Origin of the sequence: Shimia thalassica (assembly GCF_001458215.1) — a bacterium.
Taxonomy (GTDB): Bacteria; Pseudomonadota; Alphaproteobacteria; order Rhodobacterales; family Rhodobacteraceae; genus Shimia; species Shimia thalassica.
The window spans coordinates 65,975-80,491 of the sequence record NZ_CYTW01000004.1; the positions used below are offsets into that span (position 1 = coordinate 65,975).

Below are 14,517 nucleotides of genomic sequence, written 5' to 3' on the forward strand. Positions count from 1 at the left end.
TCCTTTGCCAACCTACCAGCTTTGCGACGTTTTCGCAGAAGTTTATCAGAAGGCTGTCAATGCTGTGCGATCTGGTCTAGGACCATCTCGCAACGTTTTTTTGACAGGAGCCAGCAATGAGCCGCTTGGATGTCTTCATTAACAGAATGGTATCACAACGCGCCTGCTTGGACTTTGCGATTGAGCAGACCCGTGGCATGGCCGGACCCGTATTTGAACTGGGTTTGGGAAACGGCCGCACGTTTGATCACATGCGTGAACGGATGCCCGAGCGTGACGTTTATGTTTTTGAGCGCAAAGTCGAATCCAATCCGGCCTCTACGCCCGAACCTGAAATGACGATTCTGGGTGATGTGCGCGAAACGCTTCCACAATCCCTCGAACGATTTGGTCCAACGGCCCACCTGATCCACGCAGATCTCGGGGGGCACAACCTCGAGAAAAATGTGCAGTTCGCGCGCGAAATTTCGCCACTCATCGAACCGATGCTTGCAGTCGGTGGTATTTTCGTTTCAAGCGATCGTATGTTTTTCACATCCCTGACAGAGCTGCCTTTGCCAGCAGATGCAATTGAAGGACGTTGCTTTATTTACAGGCGAGACGCTTAAGAATTCCACATTTTTCGCGATTTTGGGCGTAAAGTTGGTACAAATGATGTGATTGAAGAAGAGATGGGGCGTACTGCGACCCGTGCTTAGATGAAATAAAGGAATTTGGCACTTATCGCCAAACGAGGACATTGATGACAAAGGCACCGTCCAGTTTTTCCAAATTTGCTGAACGCCATTTTCGCCTAAGCGGCAAAGCTTTGATCGAAAATGGTCACCCTTATTTTGTTCCGACAGATGTGCTTGAAACCCAGTCCGACCAATGGCCCGATGGCTATTTGTCGATGTCGCATTACGACTATCTGGGCCTCATGCATCATCCGCGCACGGTCGCGGCTGCAAAAGCCGCGCTTGATATGCACGGAACAGGTGTCGGGGCATCGCGTCTGGTTGGCGGCGAACGCCGCGCGCATCAACTACTCGAAGCGGATTTGGCCGATTTCCTAGGTGTGGGCAGCACCCTGTCGATCATTTCCGGATACCTGACCAATGTGACCCTCATCGGCCACATTGCCGGACAGCGCGACCTCGTGATCGTGGATGAGTTGGCCCATAATTCAATCATGATGGGATGTCGTGGCGGAAAATTCGGCTTTGAAACCTTTCCCCACAACGACCTTGAGGCGCTGGACAGGTTTCTGACCGATCACCGGTCGGACTATGCCCGCGTTCTGATTGTGACCGAAGGTCTGTTTTCGATGGACGGGGACATTACGGATTTGCCCCGCCTTCTTGAGATCAAGGAAGCCCACGAAGCCTGGCTGATGCTGGACGAGGCGCATTCTTATGGCGTTCTTGGTGCCACCGGGCGCGGTCTTTGTGAACATTTTGGCGTTGATCCCAAACGGATCGAGCTGGCCGTGGGCACGCTTTCCAAAAGCTTTGCGAGTTCGGGTGGTTTTATCGCGGCAGACGCAGAAGTCATCGAATGGCTTCGATTTACGCTGCCCGGTTTCATTTTTTCCGTCGGACTGTCGCCCGCCACAACGGCAAGTGCCCATGCGGCGCTGGAAATTTTGAAGGAAGAGCCCGAACGCGTCACGCGTTTGCGGACGACCTCGCGGCAATTTCTAAGGCTGGCGAAAGAAGCCGGTCTGAATACAGGAGATGCACTCGGCGAAGCCGTTGTCCCCATCCTGTTTCCTACAGCTGACGAGTGTATCTATGTGTCCGAGACCCTGATGAGCCTCGGGATCTACGCCCCGCCGGTTGTGCATGTAGGTGTCCCCAAAGACCTGCCACGTATCCGGTTTTTCCTGTCACACACGCACTCGCAGCGAGACATCGAGCGTGTCATCCGTGAAATCTCGTATGCCGTCTTCTGCTTGAAAAAAAAAGACATGCGGCCAGTTGCCGAGTAACAATGTTTTTACCTCGCTTTGTCGCGATATTGTGTTTTTTGATGTGCCTGTACGCCCCAACGGTGCAGGCCGAGCCTCAGCTGACGCTCATTTCGTCAGAAACCACCCAAACCCTGCCCTCGGCGCAACCGGGCTGGCCAACACCAAGCGATCCCGGCATGGTGTTTTTCCTGCAACGCTCGATTAGCAAGAACGTTGTGGTTTATGCCGCCCAATTCGAAGACGACGGATCACTCAAGCGGCGCCCCATAGATGCATTCTGGAGACGCTATAGCGACGACGGCACCGGCAGAGGACAGATCAAGGATTTGCGGTTTTTTGAATCCCGGCTGGCTTATGGCGTTTACACTTATCCCACAGGGCGCGCCGGAGAATTTGACCTGCGCTTTGCCGCCCTTCCGGACCTGCCACTGACACTGCGGCAAGAGCGCCACAATCAGGCATCACTCTGGGCAAGATTAGATGAAGAAGACTACAGGCTGGTTTACGGCTACGTCGAAATCGATCAAAAAGCGCTCATTCCACGCGTAGAACGCCTTCGGCTCTATACAATAGACGTCAAAACGGGCAGTTACGTGACACATATTCTATCAGTTACGGGTGGGGCCATTCCCGAATGAACGACACCAATAAATCAGGAATTCGCACCGCAATCGTGGGCGTCGGCAATTGCGCAAGTTCAATTATTCAGGGCGTTTCCTATTGCCGCGCCTTCGGTGAAGATGCCATCGGCGTGAGCTTTCCGGAACTGGGTGGGTACAAACCCGGTGACGTTGAACTGGTCGCCGGCTTTGAGGTTGATGCCCGTAAGGTTGGTAAAACTTTGGGCGAAGCCGCATTCGCAGCCCCGAACTGTACCGAACGCTTTCACACTGATCTCGCGGATCAAACCGCAATGGTCTATCGCGGCCCCGATCTTGACGGTGTAGCCGCCCACATGCTGGCAAGCCCCGAAGACCGCAGTTTTCGATTGTCTGAGGCCCCTGCCCTCAGCAAAGAAGAAGTTGTCGCCGTTTTGAAAGAAACCGGCGCCGAAGTCATGATGATTCTTCTGCCGGTCGGGTCACATCAGGCTGTTGCCTTCTACGCGGAATGCGCCATCGAAGCTGGATGTGCATTGGTAAACGGCATCCCCGTTTTTGTGGCGTCGCACCCTGTTTGGGCCGAGAAATTCAAGGCTGCCGGACTTCCTATTCTGGGCGATGATTTCAAGGCTCAGCTGGGCGCAACCATCGTTCACCGCGCATTGGCAAACCTTGCTGATATGCGTGGCGTTCAGATTGATCGCACCTATCAGTTGAACGTTGGTGGCAATACCGACTTTCTGAACATGTCCGACCACAGCCGCCTGACGCTCAAGCGTGAAAGCAAGACAGAAGCCGTGCAATCGGCCATGGACCAACGTCTTGAAAACGAAGATATCCGCATCGGGCCGTCCGATTACGTACCGTGGCTGAACGACCGCAAGGTTGCCTATATTCGTCTCGAAGGACGCCTTTTCGGTGGCGCACGCACCAACATTGAACTGCGTTTGGATGTAGAAGACAGCCCAAATGCCGCCGCAGAAGCCCTTGCCGGTATCCGTCTTGCGCGTATCGCGCTGGATCGCGGTCTGTCCGGTTCGGTTGATGCTGCCAGCGCCTTCCTGTTCAAACATCCACCGGTGCAACTCGAAGACACCAATGCGCATGACATGCTAATGGCTTTTGCGAACGGAGACGGGGAACAGGCCTGATGCGCCCTGCCTTTGTCACTGGCGGATCAAGCGGCATTGGCTTTGCCGTTGCGCGACAGTTGGCAGAAAAAGGTCACGACATAGCGCTTTTTGCGCGTGACCAGATGCGATTGAACGCGGCCAAAGCCTCTATCGTTGCGCGGTTCCCGCATATTCGGGTTGAAACCTTTGCCGTGGATGTCAGCGACCAATCCGCATTTGTCGCAGTACTCGAGCGGGCCCTTGCGGTGCTGGGAACGCCCGAATACGCGATCGCCAGCGCGGGTATCGCAGAGCCGGGTTTGTTCACGGAACAAGACATCGACCTGCATGAACGCCACATGGCGATTAACTATTTTGGTAGTCTCTATTTCACCCGCACCTTGACCCAGCCCATGATAGAAGCAGGCGGCGGGCGGATCGGTTTGATCTCTTCGGGGGCCGCCTTTTTTGGCATTTACGGGTATGGGGCCTATGCCCCCTCAAAGTTCGCGCTGCGCGCCCTTGCAGAAGTGTTGCATCTTGAGCTCGAGCCGCACGGCATCGTGACGACGCTGTGTTATCCACCCGATACAGACACTCCACAGCTCGAAACAGAAAAACGGACCAAGCCGGAAGCCACACAACAAATCACCGCAGGTGGCGGATTGTGGAAAGCGGATGACGTGTCGGCAACACTCTTGAAGGGGATGGAAAAAGGGCGCTTCATTGTCACCCCAGGGGTCCAAATGGGCGCCTTGAACCGTCTGACAAGCCTCATCGCTCCGGCGCTGCGATGGCATCAGCGCCGTATCATCCGCAAGGTTGGGAAATGATCGGCTTAACGGTTCCGCAAATATCACTGGCCGGTTTGCTCTTTCTTGCCGCTGGGTATGCGCTGGTCGGGTCAATTCGCCTTATCCCCGGCAAAGCCGCGCTCGCGCAGGATTTGTTTCAGGCCCTTTTGTCGATGACAATTGTCGCCGGTAGCTTGCTGGCGATTTTTTTGCTTGGGACTTGGGCGCTTGTTCCCGCGCTTTTGCTTCTTGCCGGTCGTGCCGGTTTCGAAGCGGCCCATGTGCGCCTTGGCCCGAACATGGCCGCTGCAGGTGGCGCTGTTGGTTTGGCCCTCTCATTGGCAACAATGTTGTGGCCGGTTCTGGCGCTGGTTTTCGCTGGCGGGTGGTGTTTGCTTCTTGCACGCTTTGTCATGGTGCCAGCGCCGCGCGATTCCAAACTGTGGAAATGGGTCGAACTGCTGTTGTTTCCACTGATTCCGGCGGCCATTCTGTCGTGGGCTGCTTTGAATCCCGACCTGAGACCCGCAATCCTGATCACCTATATCCTGATCGAAACCTTCGACAGCTATGCGCTTGTGGCGGGCAAGATGTTTGGAAAGACCAAGGCTTTCCCTGTTCTTAGCCCGCGCAAAACAATCGAAGGCCTGTTTGGCGGGGCTGTTTGTCTGGTTTTGACAGCCCTTGTCGCCGCCCTTGTTCTCGGCTTACCTGTGGCGGCATCTGTTGCGGCTGCATGCGTTATCGGGGCTTTTGCAATTGGTGGCGATCTTGCTGCATCACGACTTAAACGCGCTGCCGGGGTCAAAGACTATCCTGTTGTTCTTCCGAAACAGGGGGGCATACTGGATATCCTTGATTCATGGATTGCGGCAGGCGCCGCCCTTGGGATGGCTCTTTTTCTCTTGGGCGGAGGATGAGCCCTTGCCAGAAAAGTTGCAGACGTCAACAATTCATCCATGATCTTACCCGGTCCAGTTTTTAAGATCCTTGGCAAACCGCTTGTCCGACGGCTGGCGCTGTTGTTGGCCATGGTTGTTGGCATCTTTCTGATTGAAAGCTTCACGACCCTGATGGAGCGCGCTCTGCAATTTGGCGGCACCCCGTGGGATGTTGCCACGCTACTGGCGTATAAGGCACCAGAGATTGTCGATATTGCGCTGGCTCTGGGTCTGTTGATTGCCTTCTATTTTGCTTTGGCCGAGGCCCGCAACAAAGGCGAATTGATGATTCTGGCCACCGCTGGTGTGCACTGGGTGCGGGTGGTCGGCTTTGCGCTTGTCGTTGGTTTGGTTGGGGGCGCCGTTTCTTATACGGTTGCGGGATACATTGTGCCGCGAGCGCACTTTGCCGAACGTATCAAAATGGCAGAGTTGCGAACCGGTCATGTCCTGCAACAGATTTCCGAAACTGGCCCACGCAACGAAATCCTGAATATGGAGCAGGCCAGCTTTATCGCGACACCACCGTCAAACACTGAAAGTGGTCTGGAACGGGGGCCTTTGTTCATCGTTCAAACCAACCCTGATCAGTCGTGGCGGGTGATCCAGTCTTATGATTGGACCATTGTCAAAACCCCCTCGCCCGACGTTCCTGATGGCCGCAGGATCGAACTTCTTTCCCTGCGCGCATTTGATGGCCCGCCTCCGGAAGTGGCGGCAACATCAAACCTGAACGTCTTTAATACCACCTCTGCGGATCTGTCTTTCCGGTTGCAGGACATCGCGCCAGAGCCGGCACTGGTTGCAGCACTTGGTGAAAATGTACTGCGGTTTACGCGCGAAGACGGCAGACGGATCGCCAGTATCGGGGCGCGTGCCCTTTTGGTGCCCGCAGCGGCCCTTTTGGCAATCGTTGCCGTTCTTGCCGGAGGAAGCGGGCGATCCCGTTTCTTTGTCCTGCCCGTCGCGATTGCACTGGTGATGACCTATGATGTTCTGGGCCGCACTCTTGTTCTGGATGGTGTCGACGCTTTTGCGCCGCATGTATTGGTTGTCATCGCTTTGTGCGCATACCTTGGCCCAGCGCTGTTGTTCATTGCATGGCGTGGCGAGGCAATCATGATACCGTCGCGGGGCGGATAACGGATGGGCATTCTGCGGAAACACACCGGCATTGCCGCAAGGCGCGTTTTTGCGACCTATCTTCTTGCGATCAGTTTCTCGATGTTCGTTCTTTTGGTCATTGCACTGGCCATCGACCTTGCCGGCAACCTTGATGATGTCCGCGCGAAAGCCGACGATACAGGCGTTTCAACTTCGTCGTTATTGCTGCCCTATATGGGATACAGAGCGGCCGATATCATCGCTCGTTTGCTGCCGATGGCCTGTCTGATCGGGGGCCTTATTGCCGAACTGCTGCGCCGGCAACGGCTTGAGGACGTGATCCTTGATGCTGCTGGCGCCTCTCCCTCTATCACATTGGGGGCGTTGCTTGCCGTCGGGCTGGTCACAGGGATCGCACAAACAGCGTTGGAAGGCTCTATTCGGCCGCACGCCGTGGCCAATCAGGTGAAACTCGGGCTGGGAAGCTATGCCGAGCGTTTCAAATCGGGCGAAACGGCACCTGTGTGGTTTCTGGATGGCAACCGCGCCATGCAGGCCAAAGTGTACCGTGCGGATGCTCCGGAGCTGCGTGATGTCCGCCTGTATGAGGGACTCACAGAAAGCAGCCTGACAAGCATCACACACGCCACGCGTGCCATTCCGGTTGAAGGCAATCAGATGTGGCGGCTGGAGGGGATCGTCCGGTGGCAAATCAAAGACGGTTATCCACAATCACCAGAGCGCCTTGCGCAGATGGATATCGCTTTTCCGCTAACCTCGGCACATGTTCAATATCACGGCGTCCTTGGGTTTTATCTCCCCTATGAACGGTTGCAGGAATTGTCTTCTATCGCAGCCTCGCATCGCAGTCCTGATGCAGAAACCGCCATTGTCCGTCGCTATGCCGCGTTTTTCCTGCCCGGGATTTTTGCTCTGTTGGGGGCAAGCCTGGCACGGGTAAGCCAACGCGGAAGGGTGCTTGCGCCGTTTCGCCTGTTGATGCTGGGCACCATGGGGTATTTGTCATTGGTGTCGGTAAAGGTGTTCTGGGCGCTTGGCGAATTTGGCGAGGTCGGGCCAATCGCAACAAGCGTGATCCCTCTCACCATTGCGCTTGGGGTGTCTATCCTGCTTCAACTCATCGCCAGCGGCTATGTCGTGTTGCGACGCTCCGAGGCATAAAGCGTGTCGTTTTCACAGATGCGCGGCCACACGTGGGATATGGCGTTGTGATACATCTGCTCGTCATCCACTTCGGACCATGCCAAATCTTCGATCAAGTGACAGTCGATATCAACGCGGGCCCCAGTTTTCACGACGACAATTTCATAGTCAGACGTCGGATGCGCTGCCAAATGTGCGGCACCGACGTCTTGTAACACACTTCTGTTGGCCGCTGAAAAACAGGTGATTCCCACCAGTTCCCCAAGGTGTTGTTCGGGTTGTGCCGAGATGTCTTTGTTCATTGTTTTTAAGACTGCCTGCCCCTGCAGACCTTCCCGCGACCAAATGAAGACTTCATCCGTGGCCCGCGTTTCACCAGACATCAAAATGCGTGTCACACCCGACGTGATGGGCGCAAGGGCCCGCCGTTCAAAGATGATATCGGACTCGAGAAGAACCACATCCCCGTCCAAACCTTCAAGCCCCATCATCAAAGACAACAGGCTGCCGGTCTCACCATATTGCGCATTGTGAACAAGGGTCACGCCGGCATGGTTCTGAAAAAGGTCTTGGTATTGGTCCGCAAGGTGTCCGGTCACAATCCGAACGTTGCGGACCCCCTGTTCCTGCAACAACCGGACCGATCGCTGAACAAGGGGTTCGCCCCCAACCTCAAGCAGACCTTTGGGCGTCATTTCCCCCCGTTTGCCCATGCGCATGCCGCGCCCGGCGGCAAGTATAAGTGCAGTCGCTTCAGGCATTTTGTCCGCCGCCCCAAATATTTCCAAAAATCTGACACGCCTATGCTAGGAGGTTTTTGACCACAAGAAAACGGCCGGAATACCCCATATGCCCCACAGCCAGCGGATAGCGTCCAGATGAAAATCGTAATGGTGTGCCCCTATGCCATGGGACGCCCCGGAGGCGTGCAAACGCATGTCCGGGATATGGCGGGCTGGCTTCGCTCGCAAGGGCACGGCGTGCGTATTGTGGCACCGGATGATGGAAGTGAAGAAGAGGGGCTTTATCCGTTGGGTGGGTTTCGGAAAATCACCCTTCACGGCACCAGCTTTGAAATTGCCCGCGCCAACAGAAAAGCCGTTCAAACCTGTGCGCGTGATCTCAGGGAATGGGGTGCAGATGTCGTCCACCTGCACACCCCGTGGACGCCGATGATGGCATGGCAAATCTGGAAAGCGCTGAAACTGCCGACAGTCGCGACGTTTCACGCCACACTGCCAGAAAGTACCGGCTTTGACCCGATGACGGCCTTTTTGAACCGCGCCGCCCGATATTTTTCAAAACGTCTGGATCACATCGTTGTCCCGTCTCGGGCACCTCAGGCGCAATGGGAACGCTTGGGGCTTCCTGCCCCCACAATCATTTCTCCAACCATAGACCTTTCCAAGTGGCGCGCCGCATGTGGCACCCCGACCGATCGTCTGAAAATCGTCTATCTGGGTCGACTGGAAGAGCGCAAAGGCCTGAATGTCCTGCTGGATGCATGGCAGGATATCGCTGCAATGCTGCCCCGTGCAGAACTGACCATCGCTGGCAGTGGCGAACTGCAAAACGCCATTGAAACGCAGATCTCAAGCCTTGGGCTGCAACGTATACGTCTGATACCTGCGCCTGACGATGCCACGGCAAAATCACTGGTCGGAGAGTCGGATCTGTTTCTTGCACCCGCGCTTGAGGGGGAAAGTTTCGGGCTGGTTCTGATCGAAGCCATGGCCGCGGGCACCTTGCCCATTGCGGCCTCGAATGCAGGGTTCAGAACAGTCATGACCGGGGCGGGCCAAAGCTTGCTGGTTGCGCCGGGTGATGCTCTTGCGCTGGCCGAAAGAGTGATCGAAGTGGCGTCGAACCCTGCCGAACGCGCCGCACTACAGGCTTGGGCCAGCAAACGCGCGTTCGAATTCGACGTTGCCTCGGTTGGGCCAGACTATGTTGCGCTTTATCAATCAGCTCTGGCATGAGGTGATTTGTCATATCCGTTCTGCGGTTGCATAATCCCCGCCATTCATGCCAGCTAACGACATCTCAGCCGAACGGCGACATGAAGCCCCAATAGGGAAAGTGATTGTGACTGAACGCGATCTTGTTATTTCAGCGGATTTTGGAACTTCCGGTGTCAAGATCGGTATCGTGGACCATTCTTTAAAGCTTATCTCGCGGGCCACTGCGACATACCCCCTGTCTCTGGCCAAGGGTGGCATCGCAGAGCAAGCACCTGATGACTGGTGGGCGGCGCTTGCGCGGGGCTTGTCCGACCTGCGTCACGAAATTCCGAACCTGATGGAGCGCACCGGCGCATTGGTCATGAGCACGCAGCTGTGCGGCGTGATTTGCGCGGACGAGACCGGTCATGCCCTGCGCCCCTGCCTGACATGGCTGGACAAGCGGGCCGCCCCCATAGGTCGTGCCCTGACTGGCGGATTTCCAGAGGTGCATGGATATCAGATTTTCAAACTCGCACGATGGTTGCGTATCGCAAACGGCGCACCTGCCAAAAACGGTATGGACCCGACCGCCAAATTTCTTTGGATCGCACAAAACGAACCCGAGATTTATGCCCGCACGCGCTGGTTCCTTGATGTGAAAGACTGGCTGGTGCATCGCGCAACCGGCCGTTTCACCACAAGCGCCGAAAGCGCCAATCTGAGCTGGCTGATGGATACCCGTCCCGGGCGCGAGGGATGGTCCCAGACATTGGCCAACGTAGTGGGCATACCGCTCGAAAAAATGCCCGAGATTGTCGACGCCGCCGAGATTGTCGGCACTCTTACACCCCAAGCCGCCGCAGAACTTGGGTTGCGCGCAGATGTTCCGGTTCTGGGCGGCGCATCGGATGTCACTGCAGCCGCTTTGGGATCGGGGGAAGTGTCCGATGGCGCCTTGCACATCAGCGCCGCAACCAGCGCCTGGATCGCGGGGTTCATGCCCTCTCGATTGCTCAGCGTTGCGCATTCCTATGCCACCATCACCAGTGCCTTGAACTATCGCCCGCTTTTGATCGCCTCGCAGGAAAATGCGGGATCTGCATTGGAATGGGGCGTGCGTATCAGTGGCGGTCGGGTCGACGGCGAAGCTCTGGCCCATGCTTTTGCCGATATGGGGCCACCCGAAATAGACGATCCCTATTTTTTGCCTTGGCTTGCCGGGGAACGTGTCCCAGTCGACAATGATGCGTTGCGCGGTGTGTTTCATGGGCTGGCCCTGCACCACGATGATCGCGCCATTCGACGCGCAACGCTTGAAGGCGTGGCCCTGAACCTGCGCTGGTCTTATTCTAAGGTCTGCAAAGAAAAGCCCGTCAAAACCGATGGACCGATTGGAATGGTGGGGGGCGTGTCTGCTAACCCTGCCTTTGCCCAGACCATCGCGGATGCATTGAACCGCGAGGTGCGTGTTGGCGGATCACGGCATGCGGGCGTACTGGGCGCTGCAACTCTGGCCGCACCGGTGATGGGGTGGGCCGAAACCCCCTGGAAAGCCGCCGAGGTTTTGCGCGCCAATACAAATGCACATTATGTTCCGAACCCTGCCCGGGTCGCAGATCTTGACCGCCGTGCAACACATCTGGCCAAAATCCGAAAACACATCCTGCGCAGTTATTAGACCAAGGAAGACCTCTGATGATCGACGGACTTATCAAATCCAAGATTGATCCCATTTGGGAGAGCCTGTCGACGCCGCTTGTTCGTGCAGGCTGGACCCCGAACCAGGTCACGTTTACCGGTCTGGTCCTGATTATCGCAACCTCGCTGGCCTATCTGTGGCACGGAAGCGAGTTGATTTACGGGCTGACTTTGGCGGTTGCTTTTGCCTTTGATGCATTGGATGGCGCAGTGGCCCGCCGTCGCGATATGTGCAGCAAGGCAGGTGGTTATTTCGACGCAATGGTAGATCGCTATCAAGAGCTTGCCGTTCTGGCGACGCTGGCCTTTGTGCACGATTTGTGGGCTTTGGCGCTGGCCGCCTTTTCAGGAAGCGTTCTGACCAGCTATGCCAAGGCCCGCACCGCTATTGAGATCGAGATCAGCAATGATGACTGGCCCGACTTCTTCGAACGGCTTGAACGGATCATATTCATTTGCGTGTTTCTGGTTCTTGCAGGCATTTTTGACGCCGGATGGATCGTCACTGCGGGCCTCGCCATATTTGCACTGCTTTCGCACTTCACGGCACTTCAGCGCGCGTGGCGGGCGACCCAGATGCTCAAATCGGACGATCAGGCGCGTCGGTAACGCAGGATCGCCCCCCACATATCTGCATGAAAAATCAGATTGTAGAGCAAGAATGACGAGATCAACAAAGGCTCGGTGATGACATACGTCTGAAACACGGCTGCTTGAAACGCGCCAAGATCATAGTTCTTGATCAAAAACAGCACCAGATACGCAACGCCCAGAAAAATAGGCACCCACACGTATTTGCGGCGCACCCGCATCATCGAAGGCAGAATAACGGAATTGCGCTCGGGCTGTTTTGCAAACCTGCGGGCAGTGATCTCGACAAACACCACCACAAAGGCTTGGGAAAAGAAAAACAGATAGCTGCCGAACATGTGTTCGTCGTTGTAGTCGGGAAAGCGGTAATTGCTCAGGATAACCATCCCGACACATGCCATGAGTTGCAAGGTGGCCGACCACAGGGACAACACCGTCAGCCAGCGACGTTCTTTTGGGGGGATCTGGTCAGAGCGCATGCCCTCGGCCCAAAGCGCCGCAATCATGCTGCCCACTCCAAAAAACAGAAATACGGCAGAAATTGAAATCCACACCGCAAAAGGATTGCCAATCGCGGGGTCACGGATCGCGCCACTAATCGTAGGTGGTTTCGCGGCCGTCAGCTCAGGATACGCTGCAATATAAAGAATGCGCGCCTGATAGATCTGAAAGTTCACAACGATAATAACAAAGCCCGTCAAAACAATCGCTGCAAACAGCACCATCACGGATCTACGGGTAGGAATGGAAACAGAAGACATAGTTAAACAACTCTTTCGCTGTCAGAAGACATGCGTTGATCCGAAACAATATGGCCATTTTCCATTTTGATCAGGCGATCACATTTTCCGAACTGGTGATCATCATGTGTCACGGCAATAACCAATTGTCCCGTTGCAGCCAATTCCGGGATCAACACATCGTAAAAATATGTTCGGTTTTCAGGGTCTTGGTCAGCGGCAAACTCATCCAGAATAATCACCGGCCGGTTTTCGGCAAGCGCGACAGACAGGGCAAGACGGCGCTTTTGACCAGCGGATAAGGACAGAGTGGAAAATCTCCCTTCTGCCAATGTGACACGGTTGGACAGCTTTAAATCCACTATCCGCTGTTCCAGAACGTCTTCTTCAGCAGACGTCATCCCGAAGGTGCGATCAAACAGGTGGAATTCGCTAAAGACGCCGCAAAACAATTCGCGATAGATCGCTTTGGAGTGGTCGTCCAATGGCTGCCCATCCAAGAGAATTTCACCTTGGTCGGGATTGCGCATCCCCGTGATCAGGCTCAGCAATGTTGTTTTGCCCGATCCATTGCCCCCGCAAATGAAAACCGTTTCCCCGGGTTTAAAGCCAAGATTGATTGGCCCGAGTTCAAAGACCTCACCACCCGCAGCCGTTTTGTCCCCGACCCGTGCCACAACATTTCGCAGCTCGATTTCCTTGAAGCCTTGTTGGTGCTCAACATCTTGCGACAGCGCCGGAGATTGCGATGTGGCAAGGTCTGCCTCGACCTGTCGCAGCCTGTAATAAGCATTCTCGGCCTGTGAAATTTTGGGCAGCGCCGCAAACAAAAGTTCGATCGGTCCGCTCGTTAAAAAGATCACTGTCAGAACCTGAAACATTGTTGCTGTGCCGCCCGACTGAAGGGACGGCAAACCAATGACCATGAAACACAACAACAGTATGACCGATGCTTCGCCAATGCCGGTGCTCGCCGAAAAGCGCCGCTCGGCGCGCATTGTGTCTGCGCTAATCCTGTGGATTGTGTTGACTGTTTCTTGTTCGATCGCTTCGCGCCGTGACGAACGCAGGCGCACCTCTTTCCAACCTGACAGCATATCGCTGACACGATCACAATAAACCGTGTAGGCCTCGGATGCCTTGCGCAGGAAACGTCGTGCGGGCGGGTCAAACAAAACCCAGCCGATGCTGCCAAAGACAACAGCCAGCACTGTCGCAAATCCGGCGATGGGCGATATCCAGAACAGATAGGGAATTGCGATTCCAACAACGATCACCGCTTCGATGGCCTGAATCAGATTGATGATAGACCCGGATAGTTTTTCAACTTCGCTCGTCATGGCGGCATAGACCTTGCCATGTGACCGCGACAGCAGGAAATCGATGTTGGCATGCAAAAGGCGCTGACTTGCCGTTGTGCGCATCTGTTCGTTTATACGCACGATCAACGTATGCGCGCGTATCCGAACAAAGAACCCCGCAATCAGCAAAGCACCTGCCGACACCAGCAAGATCAGAATTGTCTGCGCGCCAATTCCATCTTCCACCTGACTTGCAGCCCGGTTGATGGCAAAGATCATGCCCGCGCGGCTCAGGCTGGCCATTAACGTCAGCCAAATCACCGGATCGCGCAGCACGCCACTTGTTACCAGAAGGTAATGCAAAACCTCGAGCCGGCGGCTCGACCCTTTTTCTGCATCTGTCTGGGTGGGGGGCGTCTGGGTCACACGGTCAATTCCGTCAAGTTTGACAAGGCGTCATTATCAATAGGGGTGCATACCGGTTCAGGTCGGATGCAGGCATTTGTTCGCTTTGCGCAATAAGACCGAAAAAGAGTGAAAATGCCACCGTTTTAATGCCGCAAGCCGGTCACATAA

At 55.4% G+C, this 14,517-nt stretch carries 14 protein-coding genes; 11 read left to right on the plus strand and 3 right to left on the minus strand.

All coding sequences use genetic code 11. The features are described 5' to 3' along the window. Positions 1-116: 116 nt before the first annotated feature. The 8 genes from PH7735_RS15510 (at position 117) to PH7735_RS15545 (ending at position 7,686) form a co-directional block, all read left to right on the plus strand. A complete protein-coding gene (locus PH7735_RS15510) occupies positions 117-608 on the plus strand; it encodes a class I SAM-dependent methyltransferase (RefSeq protein ID WP_058312331.1) in 492 nt (163 codons plus the stop codon). 134 nt (positions 609-742) lie between these two features. Continuing rightward, positions 743-1,969 carry an aminotransferase class I/II-fold pyridoxal phosphate-dependent enzyme gene (locus tag PH7735_RS21270; RefSeq protein ID WP_058312332.1) on the plus strand — a complete coding sequence of 409 codons (1,227 nt, stop codon included), beginning with the start codon at positions 743-745 and terminating at the stop codon, positions 1,967-1,969. A 41-nt stretch (positions 1,970-2,010) separates the two neighbouring features. Further along, positions 2,011-2,589, plus strand: coding sequence for a DUF4833 domain-containing protein (locus PH7735_RS15520; RefSeq protein WP_158503249.1), 579 nt, complete (start codon positions 2,011-2,013; stop codon positions 2,587-2,589). Beyond that, the gene (locus PH7735_RS15525; RefSeq protein ID WP_058312334.1) at positions 2,586-3,704 is read left to right on the plus strand and encodes an inositol-3-phosphate synthase; all 1,119 of its coding nucleotides are present in this window, start codon (positions 2,586-2,588) and stop codon (positions 3,702-3,704) included. Before PH7735_RS15520 ends, PH7735_RS15525 begins: the two co-directional genes overlap by 4 nt. Then, complete coding sequence (locus PH7735_RS15530; protein WP_058312335.1) at positions 3,704-4,498, plus strand: SDR family oxidoreductase; 795 nt, start codon at positions 3,704-3,706, stop codon at positions 4,496-4,498. Before PH7735_RS15525 ends, PH7735_RS15530 begins: the two co-directional genes overlap by 1 nt. Then, a complete protein-coding gene (locus tag PH7735_RS15535; protein WP_058312336.1) occupies positions 4,495-5,379 on the plus strand; it encodes a phosphatidate cytidylyltransferase in 885 nt (294 codons plus the stop codon). The genes PH7735_RS15530 and PH7735_RS15535 overlap by 4 nt, the downstream gene beginning before the upstream one ends. A 39-nt stretch (positions 5,380-5,418) precedes the next feature. Beyond that, complete coding sequence (locus tag PH7735_RS15540) at positions 5,419-6,543, plus strand: LptF/LptG family permease (protein ID WP_058312337.1); 1,125 nt, start codon at positions 5,419-5,421, stop codon at positions 6,541-6,543. A 3-nt stretch (positions 6,544-6,546) separates the two neighbouring features. After that, the gene (locus PH7735_RS15545; protein ID WP_058312338.1) at positions 6,547-7,686 is read left to right on the plus strand and encodes an LptF/LptG family permease; all 1,140 of its coding nucleotides are present in this window, start codon (positions 6,547-6,549) and stop codon (positions 7,684-7,686) included. Here PH7735_RS15545 and PH7735_RS15550 read toward each other — a convergent pair. Next, complete coding sequence (locus PH7735_RS15550; protein WP_145865350.1) at positions 7,656-8,429, minus strand: phosphocholine cytidylyltransferase family protein; 774 nt, start codon at positions 8,427-8,429, stop codon at positions 7,656-7,658. The genes PH7735_RS15545 and PH7735_RS15550 overlap by 31 nt on opposite strands. A gap of 117 nt (positions 8,430-8,546) precedes the next feature. Between PH7735_RS15550 and PH7735_RS15555 the strand changes: the two genes are divergently transcribed. The 3 genes from PH7735_RS15555 (at position 8,547) to PH7735_RS15565 (ending at position 11,918) form a co-directional block, all read left to right on the plus strand. Next, positions 8,547-9,647: a glycosyltransferase family 4 protein gene (locus tag PH7735_RS15555; RefSeq protein ID WP_082645277.1), complete on the plus strand. Its 1,101-nt coding sequence runs from the start codon at positions 8,547-8,549 to the stop codon at positions 9,645-9,647. Positions 9,648-9,753: 106 nt separating this feature from the next. Continuing rightward, positions 9,754-11,289 carry a xylulokinase gene (locus tag PH7735_RS15560; RefSeq protein ID WP_058312341.1) on the plus strand — a complete coding sequence of 512 codons (1,536 nt, stop codon included), beginning with the start codon at positions 9,754-9,756 and terminating at the stop codon, positions 11,287-11,289. Positions 11,290-11,306: 17 nt separating this feature from the next. Beyond that, positions 11,307-11,918, plus strand: coding sequence for a CDP-alcohol phosphatidyltransferase family protein (locus PH7735_RS15565; RefSeq protein WP_058312342.1), 612 nt, complete (start codon positions 11,307-11,309; stop codon positions 11,916-11,918). On the opposite strand, the gene PH7735_RS15570 is transcribed toward PH7735_RS15565, so the two are convergent. Together PH7735_RS15570 and PH7735_RS15575 are read right to left on the minus strand one after the other, a co-directional pair. Then, complete coding sequence (locus tag PH7735_RS15570; RefSeq protein ID WP_058312343.1) at positions 11,903-12,661, minus strand: hypothetical protein; 759 nt, start codon at positions 12,659-12,661, stop codon at positions 11,903-11,905. The genes PH7735_RS15565 and PH7735_RS15570 overlap by 16 nt on opposite strands. Before the next feature lie 2 nt (positions 12,662-12,663). Further along, the gene (locus tag PH7735_RS15575; RefSeq protein WP_058312344.1) at positions 12,664-14,367 is read right to left on the minus strand and encodes a cyclic peptide export ABC transporter; all 1,704 of its coding nucleotides are present in this window, start codon (positions 14,365-14,367) and stop codon (positions 12,664-12,666) included. Between the last annotated feature and the right edge of the window lie 150 nt (positions 14,368-14,517).